An 18,126-nucleotide genomic window follows, 5' to 3' on the forward strand; every position below is an offset into this window, starting at 1 on the left:
CAGGCCATGCGCCACGTCAGCTTCATCGACAACAACGACGTCACCCTCCTGGAAAGCGGCATCGCCTACTTCCCGGCGCTGATCGCGGCGCTGGATGCGGCGCAGTACGAGGTCTTCTTCGAAACCTATATCTTCGGCGAGGACGACACCGCCCAAGCCGTGCGGGACGCCTTGATGCGTGCCGCGCGGCGCGGGGTCAAGGTGCGGGTCTTGGTGGACTGGATCGGCACCGAGCACCTCCCCGCCAAGCGCCTCGGCGCCGCCTTCGCGGAAGCAGGCGTCCAGTACCGCGTGTTCAATCCCTGGTGCCGGCGCGGCATCGCGCGTTCGCACCGCAAGATCGCCGTCGTGGACCGCGAAGTCGCCTTCGTGGGCGGCATCAATATCAACGACGACTGGCAGTGCGACCACGCCGACCACCATCGGCTGCCGGCCCCACGCTGGGATTTCACGGTGCAGGTACGCGGCCCCCTGGTGGCCCAGATCCATGACGAGGCCCAGGGGCAATGGCTGCGCGCCGGCCGACTCAAGATCCGGCAGCGCATCGAGCTGTTCAGGGAAATGCGCAGGGAGCCGCCGGAGTCGTGCGCGCACCCGGCGCGCGCCGCTTTCGTGGTGCGCGACAACCTGCGCAACCGTTCCACGATCCAGCGTGCCTACCTGCAGGCGCTGGGCCGCGCCAGGCACAGCGTGCTGCTGGCCACGCCGTATTTCGCCCCGGGACGCAAGTTCCGCAAGGCGCTGGCCCACGCGGCGCGGCGCGGCGTGCAGGTGACCCTGCTCATCGGGGTAGGGGAGTTCCGCATCCAGGACATGGTGGCCCATTCCTTCTATCCGAAGCTGCTGGCCGACGGCATCCGGGTGGTGGAATACCGCAAGACCCAGCTGCATGCCAAGGTGGCGGTGGTCGACGACGACTGGGCCACGGTCGGATCGAGCAACTGCGACGGCCTGTCGCTGTTCCTGAACCAGGAAGCCAACGTCGTCGTACTGGACGAGAAGTTTGCTGCTACCATGCGCGCCCACATCGAGCGCGGCATCGCCGATGGCGTGCCGGTGCGCGCCGAGGAATTCGCGCACATCGGCTGGTTCAAGCGTGCGAGCTATGGAGCAGCCTACTTGATGTATAAACTGGCCATGCGGATCTTCGCGATCGGCTATGCATGAATGGATCGGATTATGGAAGACAACAACGTACGCATCGATAAATGGCTGTGGGCGGCGCGCTTTTTTAAAACGCGTTCGATGGCGGCCGACGCGGTCGACCGCGGCCGCGTGCGCATCGGCGGCGAGCCGGTCAAGCCGGCGCGCAACGTCAAGGTAAACGACAGGATTTTCATCGACAACGGCTCGGACCGCTGGGAAGTGATCGTGGCCGCCATTTCGGGAACGCGCGGCCCGGCGCCGGTCGCCCGCACCCTGTATTTCGAGACCGACGAGAGCATCGCCAAGCGCGAGAACGACAAAACGGCGCGCCGCCTGTTCCCCGAGCCAAGCATGGACATCAAGGGCCGGCCGACCAAGCGCGACCGGCGCGCCATGACGCGCATCGGCGAGGAATAGGGCAGAAACATTTGTGCAGGCAAATCTCGGCCTTCTTTGCTCCGGGGAATGTAGAATGCGATGTCCCGGCCGCAAGGATCGCTGAGGCGCATGAGAATGCGCGAAGCGGCTTGGCGGTCTCCGCCAACCTCTTCATGTTATTTCCATGCAGACTGCTGTTCCACTGGTGACCAACGATGCCGTCGTGCTCGGCATCCTCGCAACGATCCTCGGCCTCGTGTTCTGGTCCGCTTCGCGGCCCGACGGCTTCTGGAAGAAGTTCTATACCTACGTCCCGGCCCTGCTGCTGTGCTACCTGGTCCCGGCCATCCTGAACACCCTGGGCGTCATCGACGGTAGCCTGTCGAAGCTGTACCCGGTGGCGCGCGACTACCTGCTGCCGAGCGCGCTGGTGCTGCTCTGTATCGCCATCGACTTCGGCGCCATCGTCCGGCTCGGCCCGAAGGCGATCATCATGTTCCTGACCGGTACCGCGGGCATCATGCTCGGCGCAGTCGCCTCGTTCGAGATCATGCGGGTGATTCACCCCGAGACGGTTGCGGGCGAAACCTGGCGTGGCATGACCACGATTACCGGCGCCTGGATCGGCGGCGGCGCCAACCAGGCCGCCATGAAGGAAGTGTTCGAGGTCGAGGCCAATGTGTTCGGCCAGTTCGTCGCGGTCGACGTGCTGGTGGCCAACGTGTGGACGGCCGTGCTGCTGTTCATGACGGGGCGCGCCCAGGCTTTTGACCGCTGGACCGGCGCCGACCTGAGCGCCATCAATGCCCTCAAGGCGCGCATCGAGACCTTCCAGGCCGAGCATGCACGCGTGCCGACCCTGGCCGACATCATGGTCATCCTGGCCGTGGGCCTGGGCGTCACCGGCCTGTCGCATGCCCTGACCGGCCCGACCGTGGGTTGGATCGCCGGCCTGCCGCAGGAATGGCGGCTGCAGGACTACAGCCTGACCTCGTCCTTCTTCTGGATCGTGGTGTTTGCGACCACCTTCGGCCTGCTGCTCAGTTTCACGAAAGCGCGCGGCCTGGAAGGCGCCGGGGCATCGAAGATCGGTTCGGCCATGCTGTACTTCCTGGTGGCGACCATCGGCATGCAGATGGACCTGAATGCGCTGCTCGACCGCCCATGGCTGTTCCTGCTGGGCCTGATCTGGATCGCGGTGCACGGCGGCCTGCTGCTCCTGGTGGCGAAGCTGATCCGCGCGCCGCTGTTCTTCCTCGCGGTCGGCTCGATGGCCAACGTCGGCGGCGCCGCCTCGGCGCCGGTGGTGGCCAGCGCCTTCCACCCGGCGCTGGCGCCGGTCGGCGTGCTGCTGGCGGTGCTCGGCTATGCCCTCGGCACCTATGGCGCCTATATCACGGGTCTGGTGCTGCGCATGCTGGCGACCTAGTGACATGTCATCGGTGCACGGGCTTTGCACAATGCTGCCCGTGCACCACAAGCGTCAAAAATGCGGTACCTTTACATCTGCGACAACGTTGTCCCGCCCGCATCCGGCCGGGAACGTCCTGCGGATGGTTTCTCCATCTGCCGTTGTCCTGCATCAATAGAATCTCGCCTCTAAGTTCCCGTTTGACATTTCAACTCTGGTAGATAATAGTACGAGCGTTCGGATTTTTTCGATTCAGGGGCAGTCATTACTACATCAGCCAAATTCATGCGCAAGGGCGAACTCACGCGGGCAGCGATCCTGGACGTGGCGCTCGAGCTGTCGAGCCGCGACGGCCTCGAAGGCCTTACCATCGGCGTGCTGGCCGACCGGATGAACATGAGCAAATCCGGCGTGTTCGCGCACTTCGGTTCGCGCGAAGACCTGCAGCTCGAGGTGGTCAAGCTGTACCACCACCGCTTCGAGCAGGAAGTGTTCTTCCCGAGCGTGCACGAGCCGCGCGGCCTGCCGCGCCTGCAGTCGATGTTCGACCGCTGGCTGGCGCGCGTGTCGGTCGAGATTGCGTCCGGCTGCATCTACATCAGCGGCGCCGTCGAATACGACGACCGTCCGGGCCCGATCCGCGAGGAGCTGGTCAAGATGGTGCAGGCCTGGCAGGGCGCCCTGCAGCGCGCCGCGCACCAGGCGATCGAGGTCGGCCACCTGCGGCCCGACACCGACGCCGAGCAGCTGGTCTACGAGATGTACGGGCTGATCCTGGCCCTGCACCACGACGCCCGCTTCCTGCGCATGCCGGGCGCGGTCGAGCGTGCACGCCGCGGCTTCGAGCGGCTGGTCGAGAACTACCGCAACCCAAATCCGCCGCAAGGCACCCCGGCTCAATAACCAGGCCATCCAGTCAAATATATTTTTACCTTCGTTCAGGAGAAAACCATGGGTCAGTACGTCGCGCCAATCCGGGATATGCAGTTCGTTCTGCACGAATTCCTCAATGTCAGCGAAGAGTTCAAGAACCTGCCTGCCTACCAGGAAATCGACGCCGACATCATCAACCAGGTGCTCGAAGAAGGTGCGAAGTTCACGCAGGAAGTGCTGTTCCCGCTGAACCACAGCGGCGACCGCGAAGGCTGCCACTTTGACGCCGCCACCAAGGCCGTCACCACCCCGAAGGGCTTCAAGGAAGCGTATAAACAGTACGTCGAAGGCGGCTGGGCCGCGCTGGCCTGCGATCCGGAATACGGTGGCCAGGGCCTGCCTGTCACCCTGAACAACTCCTTCTACGAGATGCTGAACTCCTCGAACCAGGCATGGACCATGTACCCGGGCCTGTCGCACGGCGCCTACGAGTGCCTGAAGGAGCACGGCACCGACGAGCAGAAGAAGCTGTACCTGCCGAAGCTGGTCTCGGGCGAATGGACCGGCACCATGTGCCTGACCGAAGCGCACTGCGGCACCGACCTGGGCCTGCTGCGCACCAAGGCCGAACCGCAGGCCGACGGCACCTATGCAATTACCGGCTCCAAGATCTTCATCTCGGCCGGCGAGCACGACATGTCGGAAAACATCGTCCACCTGGTGCTGGCGCGCCTGCCGGACGCTCCGGAAGGCTCGAAGGGCATCTCGCTGTTCCTGGTGCCGAAGTTCAAGGTCAACGCCGACGGTTCCGTCGGTGAGCGCAACGGCATCGCCTGCGGCGCCATCGAGGAGAAGATGGGCATCCATGGCAACTCCACCTGCCAGATGAACCTGGACGGCGCGATCGGCACCCTGATCGGCCAGCCGCACAAGGGCCTGCAGGCGATGTTCGTGTTCATGAACGCCGCCCGCCTGGGCGTCGGCATGCAGTCGCTGGGCCTGACCGAAGTCGCGTACCAGAACGCGCTGGTCTACGCCAAGGAGCGCATCCAGATGCGTTCGCTGTCGGGCCCGAAGGACCCTAGCAAGCCGGCCGACCCGATCATCGTGCACCCGGACGTGCGCCGCATGCTGCTCACCGCCAAGGCCTACGCCGAGGGCGCGCGCGCCCTGACCTCGTACGTGGCGCTGCAGATCGACCGTGAACTGAACCACCCGGACGAAGAAGTGCGCAAGGAAGCCGCCGGCGAAGTCGCGCTGCTCACCCCGATCGTCAAGGCCTTCATTACCGACAACGGCTGGATCGCCACTTCGGAAGCGATGCAGGTGTACGGCGGCCACGGCTACATCAGCGAATGGGGCATGGAGCAGTACGTGCGCGACGCCCGCATCAACATGATCTACGAAGGCACCAACACCGTGCAGTCGCTCGACCTGCTTGGCCGTAAGATCCTGATGGACAACGGCGCCAAGCTGCGCGCCTTCGGCGAAAAAATCAAGAACTTCGTCGAAGAGAACGGTCTGGACGAGTCGATGTCGGAATTCGTGACCCCGCTGGGCGAGCTCGGCGACAAGGTCGGCAAGCTGACCATGGAAATCGGCATGAAGGCCTTCCAGAACCAGGACGAAGTGGGCGCGGCCGCCGTGCCTTACCTGCGCGTCGTGGGCCACCTGGTGTTCAGCTACTTCTTCGCGCAGATGGCGAAGATCGCGCTGTCCAAACAGGATTCCGATGACAAGTTTTATGAAGCCAAGCTGCACACCGCGCGCTTCTACTTCGCCCGCCTGTACCCGGAAACCGCCATGCTGATCCGCCAGGCACGTTCGGGTGCATCGAACCTGCTGGCCATGGACGCAGACCTGTTCTAACACACCATCACGTGGTCCTGCCAGCTTGGCGGGGCCACGACTTATCCAAGGAAATAAGAATGTCCAATTTCATCGTCAAGAAAGTCGCCGTGCTGGGCGCCGGCGTGATGGGCGCGCAGATCGCTGCGCACTGCGTGAACGCCAAGGTGCCGGTCGTGCTGTTCGACCTGCCCGCCAAGGAAGGCCCGAAGAACGGGATCGTCCTGCGCGCCATCGAGAACCTGAAGAAGCTGTCGCCGGCCCCGCTGGGCAACAAGGACGACGCGGCCCTGATCGAAGTGGCCAACTACGAGGACAACCTCGAGGCGCTGCTCGGGTGCGACCTGATCATCGAAGCCATTGCCGAACGCATGGACTGGAAGCACGACCTGTACAAGAAGGTCGCTCCGCACATCGGCCCGAACGCCATCTTCGCCTCGAACACCTCGGGCCTGTCGATCAATACCTTGGCCGAAGGCTTCGACGACGAACTGAAGGCGCGCTTCTGCGGCGTGCACTTCTTCAACCCGCCGCGCTACATGCACCTGGTCGAACTGATCCCGACCGCCGCGACCCGTCCGGAGATCCTGGACCAGCTGGAAACCTTCTTGACCTCGACCCTGGGCAAGGGCGTGGTGCGCGCCAAGGACACCCCGAACTTCATCGCCAACCGCGTCGGCATCTTCGGCATGCTGGCCACCATCCACGAAGCCGAGAAGTTCGGCCTGTCGGTGGACGTGGTCGACGACCTGACCGGCGCAAAATTAGGCCGCGCCAAGTCGGGTACCTTCCGCACCGCCGACGTCGTGGGCCTGGACACCATGGGCCACGTCATCAAGACCATGCAGGACACCCTGCAGGACGATCCGTTCTTCAGCCTGTACAAGACGCCTGACGTACTGGCCAAGCTGATCGAGAAGGGCGCCCTGGGCCAGAAGACCGGCGGCGGCTTCTACAAGAAGGTCGGCAAGGAAATCCAGCGCCTGGACTTCGCCACCGGCGAATACGTGCCGAGCGGCGCCAAGGCTGCCGACATCGTCGGCCGCATCCTGAAAGAAAAGGACCCGGTCAAGAAGTTCAAGGCCATGCGCGAATCGACCAACCCGCAGGCGCAGTTCCTGTGGGCGATCTTCCGTGACGCCTTCCACTACATCGCCTTCCACCTCGACACCATTGCCGACAACGCGCGCGACGTCGATTTCGCGATGCGCTGGGGCTTCGGCTGGAGCGTCGGTCCGTTCGAGACCTGGCAGGCCGCCGGCTGGACCCAGATCGCCCAGTGGGTCAAGGAAGACATCGACGCAGGCAAGGCCCTGTGCAACGCACCGCTGCCAAGCTGGGTGTTCGAAGGCCCGGTCGCCGAGAAGGGCGTGCACACCGCCGAAGGTTCGTACTCGGCCTCGAAGAACGCCTACGTGCCTGTGTCCGACCTGCCGGTCTACCAGCGCCAGCAGTTCCGCGCGCCGGTGGTGGGCTCGAGCACCAATGATCCGAAGACCTTCGGCACCACCGTGTTCGAGGACGACTCGGTGCGCCTGTGGCACTCGGGCGACGATGTCCTCATCATCTCGCTCAAGACCAAGATGCACGTCATCGGCGAAGGCGTGGTGCGCGGCATCCAGCGTGGCTTGGCCGAAGCAGAAAAGAACTTCAAGGGCCTGGTGATCTGGAACACCGACGCGGCCGAAGGCGGTGCCTTCTCGGCCGGCGCCGACCTGCAGTCGGCCCTGCCGGCCTTCATGATGGGCGGCGCCAAGGCGATGGAACCGATGGTGCGCGAGTTGCAGGACACCTTCATGCAGATGAAGTACTCGAACATCCCGGTGGTTGCCGCTGTCGCGGGCCTGGCGCTCGGCGGCGGCTGCGAGCTGGCGCTGCACGCATCGAAGCGCGTGGCCTCGATCGAGTCCTATATTGGCCTGGTCGAAGTCGGCGTCGGGCTGGTGCCGGCCGGTGGCGGCCTGAAGGAAGCGGCCGTGCGCGCCTTCCTTGAGGCCAAGGGCAACGACATCCTGCAATTCCTGAAGACCGGTTTCACCAACGCGGCTACCGCGCAGGTGTCGAAGTCGGCCCTGGAAGCGAAGGCCATGGGTTACCTGAAGGAAGACGACATCATCGTCTTCAACCCGTACGAACTGCTGCACGTGGCCAAGACCACCGCGCGCGCCATGTTCGACGCCGGCTACCGCGCCCCGGCGCGCCGCCCGGTCACCGTCACCGGCCGCTACGGCTGGGCGACGATCCGCGGCCAGCTGGTCAACATGCGTGACGGCGGCTTCATCTCGGCCTACGACTACCACCTGGGCGACACCATCGCCGAGATCGTGACCGGCGGCGACATCGACCAGGGCAGCGTCGTGTCCGAGCAGTGGCTGCTCGACATGGAACGCAAGGCCTTCATCGCGCTGCTGAGCAATCCGAAGACCCAGGAACGCATCATGGGCATGATGCAAAACGGTAAGCCGGTGCGCAACTAAGCGACGAACGAACAGGACGACACAATCATGAGCAAACAACTTCAAGACGCATACATCGTCGCAGCGACCCGTACCCCGATCGGCAAGGCGCCACGCGGCATGTTCAACAAGACCCGCCCGGACGACCTGCTGGTGCACGCCATCCGCGGCGCCATGGCAGCCGTGCCGAACCTGGACCCGGCCCTGATCGTCGACGCCATCGTCGGCTGCTCCTTCCCGGAAGCGGAGCAGGGCTTCAACGTGGCGCGTAACGCCGTGGTGCTGGCAGGCCTGCCGAACACCGTGGGCGGCGTCACCGTCAACCGCTACTGCGCTTCGGGCATCACCGCCCTGGCCATGGCGGCCGACCGCATCCGCGTGGGCGAAGCCGACGTGATGATCGCCGGCGGCGTCGAATCGATGTCGATGGTCCCGATGATGGGTCACCACCCGTCCATTAACATGGAGACCTTCAAGGACGAGAACGTGGGCCTGGCCTACGGCATGGGCTTGACCGCCGAGAAGGTGGCCGAGCAGTGGAAGGTGTCGCGCGAAGACCAGGACGCCTTCGGCCTGGAATCGCACCGCCGCGCCATCGCCGCGCAGCAGGCGGGCTTCTTCAAGGACGAGATCACCCCGGTCGAAATCATCACCCGCACGCCGGACCTGAAAACCGGCGAGATCAAGGTTTCGCGCCGCACCGTCGACATGGACGAAGGCCCGCGCGCCGATGCCTCGATCGAATCGATGGCCAAGCTCAAGCCGGTCTTTGCCGCCAAGGGCACCGTCACCGCCGCGACCTCGTCGCAGATGTCGGACGGCGCCGGTGCGCTGATCGTCGTCAGCGAGAAGATCCTACGCGAGCACAACCTGACTCCGCTGGCCAAGTTCTCCTCGTTCGCCGTGCGCGGCGTGCCGCCGGAAATCATGGGCATCGGCCCGAAGGCCGCGATCCCGGTCGCTTGCGCCGCCGCCGGCATCACCCAGGACCAGCTGGACTGGATCGAGCTGAACGAAGCCTTCGCCGCACAGGCGCTGGCCGTGGCGCGCGACCTGGGCCTGGACATGTCGAAGGTCAACCCGATGGGCGGTGCGATCGCGCTGGGTCACCCGCTGGGCGCCACCGGCGCGATCCGCGCCGCGACCGTCGTGCACGCACTGCGCCGCAACAACCTGAAGTACGGCATGGTGACGATGTGCGTCGGTGCCGGCATGGGCGCCGCAGGCATCATCGAGCGCGTTTAATGGAAGAGGGCGGCGCGATTACGCAGCCGCCACGTATCACCGCGTGGGCGGGAGACCCGCCCACCCTACAAAATGTGGGCGGATCTTCCGCCCACATGCATATTTAACGTAGGGTAGGCAGGGCACGGGAGGCCAGTGGCCTGCCGTGCGCCCACGCGGTCATCTAGCCCAAGAAAAATCGGAGACCCTGAAACATGGACATGCTGATCAACAAGGCCAACGGCCTCCTGACCATCGAATTCAACCGCCTCGAGCGCAAGAACGCGATCACCGCCGCGATGTATCAAATGATGGCCGACGCGCTGCTCGATGCCGAGCAGGATACCGCCATACGCGCCATCCTCATCGCCGGCAAGCCGGAGATCTTCACCGCCGGTAACGATCTCGACGACTTCATGAAGAATTCGGCCCCGGTGCCGGGCGTACCAAGCGAAGCCCGCCCGGTCTTCCAGTTCATGCGGGCCCTGCACGGCTCGACCAAGCCGGTGATCGCCGCCGTCGCCGGCGCCGCCATCGGCATCGGCACCACGATGCTGATGCACTGCGACCTGGTCTATTGCGCCGACAACGCCAAGTTCTCGGTGCCGTTCACCCAGCTCGGCCTGTGCCCGGAATTCGGCTCCTCGCTGCTGCTGCCGCAGCTGGCCGGCTATCCGCGCGCCGCCGAGAAACTGCTGCTGGGCGAAGCCTTCGGCGCCCAGGAAGCCTTCGAGATGGGCCTGGTCACCCGCGTGCTGCCGGCCGCCGAGCTGCGCACCTTCGCCGAACAGCAGGCCGCCAAGCTGGTGGCGCTGCCGGCTGCATCGATCCGCACCACCAAGGCGCTGATGAAGCGTCCGCGCCTCGAAGGTATCGAAGCGGCCATCGCCGCCGAGAACGAGCGTTTTGCCGCCATGCTGCTGGCGCCGGAAGCGAAGGAAGCCTTCACTGCCTTCTTCGAGAAGCGCAAGCCGGACTTTTCGAAGTTCGACTGACCCTCACATACGTCGAGACTGAGGTGGCGCCAGCCGGCGCCGCTGACGGCGCAGTACCGCCCCCATGAGCAGCACGCCGGCGGCCGCCATGGCGGGCGCCGGGGGTTCTGGCACGGCAATCACGGAAAATGCGAGGCCGCCCAAACTCGAGTAGTAGGAAAACGTCGCTTCCACGTCCAGTGGATTGACTGCCGAGATGCTGAATCCTTCCTGCGGTGCCCAGGTATCGAGTACGAAGAAATTGCCCATGGTGCCGTCCTGGTGCGGGGTCAGTCTGCGCTCGAACCACGTATAGTTCTGCGCGCGTGCAGCGGCGCTCTTCACATCGATCTTCCCGCTCATCGTCAGCACCGAGCGCGCCGGCAGCGTCAGGACCACGTTGCTGCTGTATGAAAAATCACTCGTTGCCCAATCCGGCGATGGCCCGGTAAACCTGCGACGGCGTGCATGTCGCCCATGATCTGGTCTACCGTGAGCTGTGAATAGCCGGGGCCATCCACTACCTCGACGTGGGTTTTCGAGGCGAGCGCGGCGTCCGGCCGCTCATCGATGGCCATCGTATGCTCGCTGTACGTGCGCGCGTTCAGTTTATGGCGCTGCCACCCGAGCGCCGGCGCGAGCGGCAACGGGTCGCCGGACAGGCTCCGAAGCTCGGTTTGCGTGTCGTAGAGAGTGAACTCGATGCGGGGCTGCGGCGCCGTCTGCGCCGCTGCGGGCATTGATGGAGCAACGACACATGCAGCGCATGCAGCAGCAAGTACGATTCTCATGGCAACTCCACGATGACGGGCTTGCTTGATTGTGGACCGCTTGAGCCACGTCCGGCGCGCTGCTTGTATTGCCGAGTTGCTTATCTGCGACACAAGCTTGTACCGGCATCGGCGCCCCCGTTCAGGGATCGACGCAATCAGAAATCGTAGCGCAGTCCGACGGCAATCGCCTGGCCGCCACTGATGCCTGCATCGAAGTCGTCCAGCCCACCGCGGCGCGGTGTGAGGACGGCGGTTCCGCCTTCCCGGTAATACTCGGCGAAGACCCTGAAGTCGTCCGTCAGTTGATGGTCGACGCCGAGATGGACGATGTTGTCGCCATAACTTTCCACTCTCGCGAGCATCAGCTTGAAGGTGGTCTTGCCCATGGCATAGCTGCCGAACAGGTTGATGGCCTGGTTGCCATCGCTCGAGAAGCTGCCGCGCTGACGGTTCCCCGTGTCGAAACGTTCGATCTTGGCGGCCAGGTAGAGCTTGCCGGCTTGATGGCTGGCGGACAGCCCATACAGGCGGTTGCGTCCATCGCCGGCGTCGCCCCGGTCATCGATGCCTGCGGCAAGGCGGGTATTGTCGAAGGTATAGGTGGCCGCGATTTGCCGGCGCGGCGCGTCGATACGCGAGGTCGAGCGTGCATTGCCGCTGCTGCCGGTATAGCCTGCGCTAAGTGAAAACCCAGCGACTTCGGGCGTCGAATAGGAAAGCGTCTGGGCCACGCGAAAGACGGTATAGGTCGCAAAGCCGCTGTAATAGGTGCTGAACATGTCCACCGGCGCCGCGACCGCATTGTAGTAGGGCATCCACTGCTGGCCGTAGCCGAGGGTGCCGAATCGGCTCCGCAATCCGATCTGGGCGAGCCTGATCCGCTCTCCATGGGGGCGGTTGGCATCGCCCTGGTCGTAGGGGTCGCGCATGCGCAAGTTTGCCGAATCGACGGGAAGCTCCAGGTGACCCGTCAGCGCCAGCTGGCTGCCGAGCGGATAGTCGATCTTGACCCCCACCCGCGAGTAGGCGTCCCGGGAGCCCAGATAGCCATCCAGGCGATCGTCGCGATCCGGGCTGACCGCCTCGAGCTGGGTGCGCAGCGAGCCGTAGAAGTCGACACTGGGCGCGGTCTGGGCAACGACGTCGGTCCAGGCCACGCAGCCCGCCAGTCCGAGCGCACAGCTTCCTCGTGCAAGGTGTAGCTTAAACATGCAGCATCTTCCCATGCCGGACCAGGTCGGCCGCCTCGGCCGCGACCATGTGGGGAGAGACAGTCAGGATCTCGAGCAACAATTCGCTGACCCCATCCCACACAATCTGTACGCCGAGGCACAGCAGGATGAAGGCGGTCAGGCGCAGGAAGACGGCTGTTCCTGCCTCGCCGATCAGGCGCAGGAAGTGCTCCCCATAGCGAAAGGCGAGATAGAGCAGCACGCCGATGACGGCAAGCGCCAGCAGGGCGCCGCCCATGCGCGCCAGCGACACCATCAGCTGGACATCGTGCAGGGCAACGCCCACCGTGATGGCGACCGAGATCGAGGCCGGACCGCAGCTGATCGGGAAGGTCAATGGATAGAAGGCCTGGCGGTGTGCATGGTCCGGTGTGAACGCCTCGGCCAGGGCTGCGCGGCTGTCAGGCGTGGACGGTGTCGCGCCCAACAGGCGCCAGGCCACGGAAGCCAGGAGCAGGCCGCCACCGATGCGGACGATGGGCAGCGAAATACCGAAGAAATCGAGCACGTACGAACCAACCAGCATCGAGCCCGTCATCAGCCAGAACATGTTGCGCGCGATACGGCGCGCCAGCAGCGTGCGGGTCGCGCCCGATGCGCCATCGGTCATGCTGAGGAAAATCGGTGCTGTCGCTGCCGGATTCAGGATAGGCAGCATGGTTGCCAGCACAAACAGAAAGCCTTTGGTTGCCGCCAGCAATAATTCAATCGTCATGACAATCTCTGCGGGTTACGACGCGCTGCATCGCAAGAAGGTCGAAACGAGAGTATAGGGCCTGGGCAGAAATGCTGACGCCCCGCAGCGCCGGCTTACATCTGCTGCACCAGCTGGTCGCCGACATAGACGCGGTAGCGCCGAATGCGGCCCGTCACGCTGTCCGGCCCCTGGCGCGGGGTGTAGCGCAGGCCCGCGATATCGACAGGCGCGCCGAGATCGATGATCAGCCGCGCCGGACCCGGTGCCACTCCCTTGCTGTAGGCCGTATGCCAGTAATCGCTTGCCTGGCCGTTGATGGCGTTCAGGGCGCCACCATCTTCCTTGTGCGCTTCTTCGCTGCTGGCGTAGGCGATCGTCCAGGCGCTCTGGTTCATGGGCTTGCCTTCCAGGCCGAGCAGGGCAAGTTCGCCCACGGCCGCATGCGGCTTGCCGTCGAAGCTGTCGACCACTTCGAGGCACAGCTGGCGCCCGCGTGCCGGCTGTTCGAACCTGGCCTCCTGGGTGGCAGGGCCGCTCGCAAACTGCCCGGTATGCACCGGCGTCACGCCCGCCAGGCGCGGCCGGGCATTGCTTGCCGGCCGCGCAAGGTCGCGTTCGGGATGCAGCTCGTCGAGGATGGGCGTGGTGCGCCCTTCGATGCGGCTGGCGCGCGGTCCGGTAAGGTCGAGCACGACCACGTCGTTGCGGCCGGCCTTCATCCACGGACCCGGCAGGTACATGGTCTGGGTGGGGCCGATGCTCCAGTAACGGCCCAGGCAGCGGCCATTGATCCAGACGATGCCCTGGCCCCAGCTGGACATGTCGAGGAAGGTGTCGGCCCGTTCGTTCGCCTCGAAGCTGCCGCGCCAGAAGGCCGGGCCTGCGGCGCGTTTGGCGTGCCAGCGCAGCGGCGGCAAATCGCCGTCGTCGCCGAAATCGATGGCGCGGATTTCCCAGCCCGTGAGCTCCCGGGCGGCGCCATCCCTGGTGCGGAACATCGCCGGGCCCTGCAGCCCCTTGCGGTCATGGACCTCGACGCCGAAATTCACGCGGGCGATCGTGTACAGCAGGATCTCAACACGGGTCGGCCGCGTGCGCGCCGGCAGGTCGACGCCGAAGCGGCGGTGCCGCGTATCCATCGTGCCGAGCAGGCGCCCGCCGGCGAAGACCCAGGCCAGGTCGCGTGCGTTCGCGGCTTCCAGCCTGCCCGCCGGGCCGGGCGGAAGCACGATGCTGTAGGCGACCAGGCCGCGGCTGATGTCGTACTGTTCGATGTTGCGTGGCGAGGCGTCCTTGATCACCGCTCTCGGTAAGTTTGCGAAGACGGGAGCGGTCTCGCTCAGGGCGAAGGCGGGAATTGCCATCACCGGCAAGTGCGCCGGCGCGTCCGGCAGGGTTTCACCGGCTTGCAGGTGCCTGCCGAGGCATTCGCGGTAGGTGCGGAATTTCTCGCCCAGCCAGCCGGCCTCGCTGATCGGGGCATCGTAGTCGTAGCTCGTGGTATCGGGACGGAAGGGGCGGTCGCAGCCGCCCCACAGGCCGAAGGTGGTGCCGCCATGCGCCATGTACAGGCTGAACGAACCGTTCGCCTTGAGCATGACGTCGATGTCGCGGATGGCGCGGGCATTGTCGCCGCGCTTGTGCGGCGTGCCCCAGGTGTCGAACCAGCCCGAGTAATACTCACCGCACATCAGGGGGCCTTGTTGCACGGCGGCGAGCGCCTTGAAACCGCGTTCCGGGTCGCTGCCGAAGTTCGCCACCGAGAGCAGTTCCGGGATATGGGTCTTGGCCACCGCATTGGTCGGGTTGCACTGGAAGAGCGGGACATCGAAGCGCGCGTCCAGCAGGGCCTGGCGCATGGTCCGCATGTAGTCGCGGTCTTCGCCGAAGAAGCCGTATTCGTTCTCGACCTGCACCATCAGGATCGGGCCGCCCTGCGTGACCTGCATCGGCGCCAGCACCCGGCCGACTTCCTGCAGCCAGCGCCGCGCCGGCTGCACGAAAGCGGGCGCCCGGCTGCGCAAGAAATTGTCACCGGGGTGCTTGAGCAGCCACCAGGGCAATCCACCCATTTCCCATTCGGCGCAGGCGTAGGGACCGGGGCGCAGGATGACCCACAGCCCTTCCGCCTGCGCCATCCTGCAGAACTCCGCGGCATCGCGCTGTCCGTCCCAGCGGTATCGGCCTTCGCGCCACTCGTGGTAGTTCCAGAACAGGTAGGCGCAGACCGTGTTCAGGCCCATGGCCTTGATCGCCCGAAGGCGGTGCGTCCAGTATTCGCGCGGAACCCGGGCGAAATGCATCTCGCCGCAGCGGATCTGCAGGGGCTTCCCGTCGAGAAGGAAGTCCTTGTCGCCGACGGCGAAGCGGGGAGCTGCGGCCTTGGCTCCCGGTACCTGCAGTGCCAGGGCCGTTCCGGCGGCGGCGCCGAGGAAGCTGCGGCGCGATGGATGAAGAGTCATGGCATGTCCTGATCGAGTCTCGTACCGGTCATGGTAGAGGAACTCGGCCTGCTGTAGCAGGGGCATCCCCATAATGCTCATCAGGTTGATTCCGGGCATGGCATTTTGCGTAGTAAGGTAGCGGGATTCGCGTGGAGAGATCATGAGAAGGAATCGTTTGGCCAGGCCCTTGCCGATCGCAGTATGGCTTGCCTGTTCTGTCCTGCTGTGCGCATGCGCGACACCTGTGAAACAGCAGGCGGGCGTACGCATCGTCGAAGTGGCGGATGGCTGGTCGGCCAATTCGGTCAATGCCGTCGTGTTCCGCAAGAACTCACTCGTCACGCATGAAGTCAGCCAATACATCGCCTTCTACGATGCCACGGGCAGGGTGGTGCTGGGCAAGCGTCGCCTGGGCGCGACAGACTGGCAATTGGCGCCCACGCAGTACCTGGGCAATGCCAAGGACGCGCACAACAGCATCAGCATCATGGTGGACGGTACCGGCATCCTGCATGTGGCCTGGGACCACCACGACGGTCCCTTGCGCTACGCCCGCGGCATGGCGCCCGGCGCGCTCACTCTCGGCCCCCAGGAAGCCATGGCCGGGCGCGGCGAACAGTCCGTTTCCTACCCGGAGTTCTACCGCATGCCGGACGGCGGCCTCCTGTTCCTCTACCGTGACGGCGGTTCGGGCCGCGGCGACCTGGTGATCAACCGCTACGACCCGGTGAGTCGGACCTGGCAGCGGCTGCAGGACCATCTCCTGAGCGGGGAAGGGCGGCGCAACGCCTACTGGCAGGCCTTCGTCGACCGGACCGGAACCTTGCACCTTTCCTGGGTATGGCGCGAGTCGCCCGACGTCGCCAGCAACCACGACCTGGCCTATGCCCGCTCGCGGGATGGCGGCCGGACCTGGGAGCGCAGCAACGGGGAGCCTTACCGCCTGCCGATCACGGCCAGCACCGCGGAGGTGGCGGCGCATATCCCGCAACGGAGTGAACTGATCAACCAGACCGCCATGGCAGCCGACCGCGATGGCAACCCCGTCATTGCAAGCTATTGGCGCAATACCAGCAGCGGCAGCGCCGTCCCGCAATACCGCGTGGTGGTCCACGATGGCAAGGGCTGGCAGTCGCAGGACCTTGCCTTTCGGCGGGCGGCATTCTCGCTGTCCGGCCTGGGAACCAAGGCGATCCCGATCTCCCGTCCGCAAATCCTGGTCGACAGTGCCGGGGCGGCGCCAAGGGCCTGGGTCGTGTTTCGCGATGCGGAGCGGGGCCACAAGGTGTCCGTGGCCTGCACGACCGACCTGCGCGCGGGCGGCTGGCAGGTGTTCGACCTCCTGGATCGCCCTATGGGAGCGTGGGAGCCGAGCTTCGACACCGAATTGTGGCGCGACTCCGGCCAGCTCAACCTCTACCTGCAAACCGTCCACCAGGCCGATGCCGAAGGCGTCCTGGCTACTAGCCCGACGAAAGTCGGCGTACTCGAATGGCGACCTACCTGCCCACCCAATCAATGAACGACATACACCCCAAAAAATACTTCACCGGCATCCTGCTTGCGCTGGGTTTCGTGCTGGGCGGCTGTGCCACGCCACCGGCACCAGATGCCGGCATCAAGCGCAACGAGGCGATCGCCGTGATCGACAAGGTCAACACGTATTGGCAAGCGAAGACGCCCGCGAAGCAGTGGGCTTTCTGGGACGTGGCGGCCTACCACACCGGCAACATCGAAGCCTACCGCGTGACCGGCAACGAGCGTTACCGGCGCTATTCCGAGGAATGGGCCGAGCATAACGCCTGGATGGGGGCGAAGTCGCCCGACAAGGCCCGATGGAAGTACAACTATGGCGAGACCGATGAGCATGTCCTGTTCGGCGACTGGCAGATTGCGTTCCAGACCTATGCCGACCTGTATCAACTGGACAAGGATCCGCGCAAAATCGCCCGCGCCCGCGAGGTGATGGAATACCAGATGAGCACCCCCAACAAGGATTACTGGTGGTGGGCCGACGGCTTGTACATGGTGATGCCGGTGATGACGAAGATGTACAGGATCACCGGCAACCGCCAGTACCTGGAGAAGCTGCACGAATACTACGAGTACGCGAACAGCATCATGTACGACCCGGAGGAACAGCTGTACTACCGCGACGCCAAGTACGTCTTTCCGAAGCACAAGAGCGCCAGTGGCAAGAAGGATTTCTGGGCGCGCGGCGACGGCTGGGTGTTTGCGGGATTGGCCAAGGTGCTGGCGGAACTTCCCAAAGACGATTCCTACCGCGCAAAGTACATCGAGCGTTTCCAGGCGATGGCCGCAGCCGTGGCGCGCAGCCAGCAGCCCGAGGGCTACTGGACCCGCAGCATGCTCGACCCGGCGCATGCACCGGGGCCGGAAACCAGCGGCACGGCATTTTTCACCTACGGACTGCTGTGGGGGATCAACAACGGCCTGCTGCCGCGCGACGCCTACCTGCCGGCGGCCCAGCGCGGCTGGCATTACCTCACCACCGTCGCACTGCAGGCGGATGGCAAGGTCGGCTATGTCCAGCCGATCGGCGAGCGCGCGATTCCGGGGCAGGTCGTGAACCAGGACTCGACCGCGCCCTTCGGTGTGGGAGCGGTGCTGCTGGCCGCGGCCGAGATGGCGCGCCTGGCCGACCGATAA

15 protein-coding genes are annotated in these 18,126 nt (G+C 64.9%); 10 read left to right on the forward strand and 5 right to left on the reverse strand.

Going from position 1 to position 18,126, the window contains the following annotated elements:
* The first annotated feature begins 6 nt into the window (after positions 1–6).
* From clsB to MA09_RS15985, 8 genes are all read left to right on the forward strand, one after another.
* Positions 7–1,167, forward strand: coding sequence for a cardiolipin synthase ClsB (gene clsB / locus MA09_RS15950; protein ID WP_036250620.1), 1,161 nt, complete (start codon positions 7–9; stop codon positions 1,165–1,167).
* A 12-nt stretch (positions 1,168–1,179) separates the two neighbouring features.
* Positions 1,180–1,563, forward strand: a complete 384-nt coding sequence (locus tag MA09_RS15955; protein ID WP_036250622.1) for an RNA-binding S4 domain-containing protein — start codon at positions 1,180–1,182, stop codon at positions 1,561–1,563.
* A gap of 145 nt (positions 1,564–1,708) precedes the next feature.
* Positions 1,709–2,953 carry a DUF819 domain-containing protein gene (locus MA09_RS15960; protein WP_036250625.1) on the forward strand — a complete coding sequence of 415 codons (1,245 nt, stop codon included), beginning with the start codon at positions 1,709–1,711 and terminating at the stop codon, positions 2,951–2,953.
* 267 nt (positions 2,954–3,220) lie between these two features.
* Entirely contained in the window at positions 3,221–3,838 is a 618-nt protein-coding gene (locus MA09_RS15965) for a TetR/AcrR family transcriptional regulator (RefSeq protein ID WP_036250627.1), read from the forward strand.
* 48 nt (positions 3,839–3,886) lie between these two features.
* A complete protein-coding gene (locus tag MA09_RS15970; protein WP_036250630.1) occupies positions 3,887–5,677 on the forward strand; it encodes an acyl-CoA dehydrogenase C-terminal domain-containing protein in 1,791 nt (596 codons plus the stop codon).
* Between the two features lie 59 nt (positions 5,678–5,736).
* The gene (locus MA09_RS15975) at positions 5,737–8,133 is read left to right on the forward strand and encodes a 3-hydroxyacyl-CoA dehydrogenase/enoyl-CoA hydratase family protein (RefSeq protein ID WP_036250633.1); all 2,397 of its coding nucleotides are present in this window, start codon (positions 5,737–5,739) and stop codon (positions 8,131–8,133) included.
* 27 nt (positions 8,134–8,160) lie between these two features.
* Positions 8,161–9,357 carry an acetyl-CoA C-acyltransferase gene (locus MA09_RS15980; protein WP_036250635.1) on the forward strand — a complete coding sequence of 399 codons (1,197 nt, stop codon included), beginning with the start codon at positions 8,161–8,163 and terminating at the stop codon, positions 9,355–9,357.
* A 194-nt stretch (positions 9,358–9,551) separates the two neighbouring features.
* Positions 9,552–10,331 carry an enoyl-CoA hydratase gene (locus MA09_RS15985; RefSeq protein WP_036250638.1) on the forward strand — a complete coding sequence of 260 codons (780 nt, stop codon included), beginning with the start codon at positions 9,552–9,554 and terminating at the stop codon, positions 10,329–10,331.
* Positions 10,332–10,334: 3 nt separating this feature from the next.
* Here the strand turns inward: MA09_RS15985 and MA09_RS15990 are convergent, their stop codons facing one another.
* From MA09_RS15990 to MA09_RS16010, 5 genes are all read right to left on the reverse strand, one after another.
* Complete coding sequence (locus MA09_RS15990; protein ID WP_036250641.1) at positions 10,335–10,709, reverse strand: hypothetical protein; 375 nt, start codon at positions 10,707–10,709, stop codon at positions 10,335–10,337.
* Positions 10,700–11,101: a hypothetical protein gene (locus tag MA09_RS15995; RefSeq protein ID WP_152594683.1), complete on the reverse strand. Its 402-nt coding sequence runs from the start codon at positions 11,099–11,101 to the stop codon at positions 10,700–10,702. The genes MA09_RS15990 and MA09_RS15995 overlap by 10 nt, the downstream gene beginning before the upstream one ends.
* Positions 11,102–11,238: 137 nt before the next feature.
* Positions 11,239–12,294 carry a porin gene (locus tag MA09_RS16000; protein ID WP_036250647.1) on the reverse strand — a complete coding sequence of 352 codons (1,056 nt, stop codon included), beginning with the start codon at positions 12,292–12,294 and terminating at the stop codon, positions 11,239–11,241.
* Positions 12,287–13,030, reverse strand: a complete 744-nt coding sequence (locus MA09_RS16005) for a MarC family protein (RefSeq protein WP_051933515.1) — start codon at positions 13,028–13,030, stop codon at positions 12,287–12,289. Before MA09_RS16005 ends, MA09_RS16000 begins: the two co-directional genes overlap by 8 nt.
* A gap of 95 nt (positions 13,031–13,125) precedes the next feature.
* Positions 13,126–15,474, reverse strand: coding sequence for a beta-galactosidase (locus tag MA09_RS16010; RefSeq protein ID WP_036250650.1), 2,349 nt, complete (start codon positions 15,472–15,474; stop codon positions 13,126–13,128).
* Positions 15,475–15,616: 142 nt separating this feature from the next.
* Between MA09_RS16010 and MA09_RS16015 the strand changes: the two genes are divergently transcribed.
* Positions 15,617–16,978 (forward strand): BNR repeat-containing protein, encoded by a 1,362-nt coding sequence (locus MA09_RS16015; RefSeq protein WP_051933516.1) that lies wholly within the window; start codon positions 15,617–15,619, stop codon positions 16,976–16,978.
* The gene (locus tag MA09_RS16020) at positions 16,975–18,126 is read left to right on the forward strand and encodes a glycoside hydrolase family 88 protein (RefSeq protein ID WP_081897638.1); all 1,152 of its coding nucleotides are present in this window, start codon (positions 16,975–16,977) and stop codon (positions 18,124–18,126) included. Before MA09_RS16015 ends, MA09_RS16020 begins: the two co-directional genes overlap by 4 nt.

The organism is Massilia sp. BSC265, from assembly GCF_000740675.1.
GTDB lineage: Bacteria > Pseudomonadota > Gammaproteobacteria > Burkholderiales > Burkholderiaceae_D > Telluria.

Excerpts from the sequence above, each read along its gene's own strand:
- clsB (WP_036250620.1), top strand. The coding sequence starts at position 7 with ATGCGCCACGTCAGCTTCATCGACAACAACGACGTCACCCTCCTGGAA.
- MA09_RS15955 (WP_036250622.1), top strand. The coding sequence starts at position 1,180 with ATGGAAGACAACAACGTACGCATCGATAAATGGCTGTGGGCGGCGCGC.
- MA09_RS15960 (WP_036250625.1), top strand. The coding sequence starts at position 1,709 with ATGCAGACTGCTGTTCCACTGGTGACCAACGATGCCGTCGTGCTCGGC.
- MA09_RS15965 (WP_036250627.1), top strand. The coding sequence starts at position 3,221 with ATGCGCAAGGGCGAACTCACGCGGGCAGCGATCCTGGACGTGGCGCTC.
- MA09_RS15970 (WP_036250630.1), top strand. The coding sequence starts at position 3,887 with ATGGGTCAGTACGTCGCGCCAATCCGGGATATGCAGTTCGTTCTGCAC.
- MA09_RS15975 (WP_036250633.1), top strand. The coding sequence starts at position 5,737 with ATGTCCAATTTCATCGTCAAGAAAGTCGCCGTGCTGGGCGCCGGCGTG.
- MA09_RS15980 (WP_036250635.1), top strand. The coding sequence starts at position 8,161 with ATGAGCAAACAACTTCAAGACGCATACATCGTCGCAGCGACCCGTACC.
- MA09_RS15985 (WP_036250638.1), top strand. The coding sequence starts at position 9,552 with ATGGACATGCTGATCAACAAGGCCAACGGCCTCCTGACCATCGAATTC.
- MA09_RS15995 (WP_152594683.1), bottom strand. The coding sequence starts at position 11,101 with ATGAGAATCGTACTTGCTGCTGCATGCGCTGCATGTGTCGTTGCTCCA.
- MA09_RS16000 (WP_036250647.1), bottom strand. The coding sequence starts at position 12,294 with ATGTTTAAGCTACACCTTGCACGAGGAAGCTGTGCGCTCGGACTGGCG.
- MA09_RS16005 (WP_051933515.1), bottom strand. The coding sequence starts at position 13,030 with ATGACGATTGAATTATTGCTGGCGGCAACCAAAGGCTTTCTGTTTGTG.
- MA09_RS16010 (WP_036250650.1), bottom strand. The coding sequence starts at position 15,474 with ATGACTCTTCATCCATCGCGCCGCAGCTTCCTCGGCGCCGCCGCCGGA.
- MA09_RS16015 (WP_051933516.1), top strand. The coding sequence starts at position 15,617 with ATGAGAAGGAATCGTTTGGCCAGGCCCTTGCCGATCGCAGTATGGCTT.
- MA09_RS16020 (WP_081897638.1), top strand. The coding sequence starts at position 16,975 with ATGAACGACATACACCCCAAAAAATACTTCACCGGCATCCTGCTTGCG.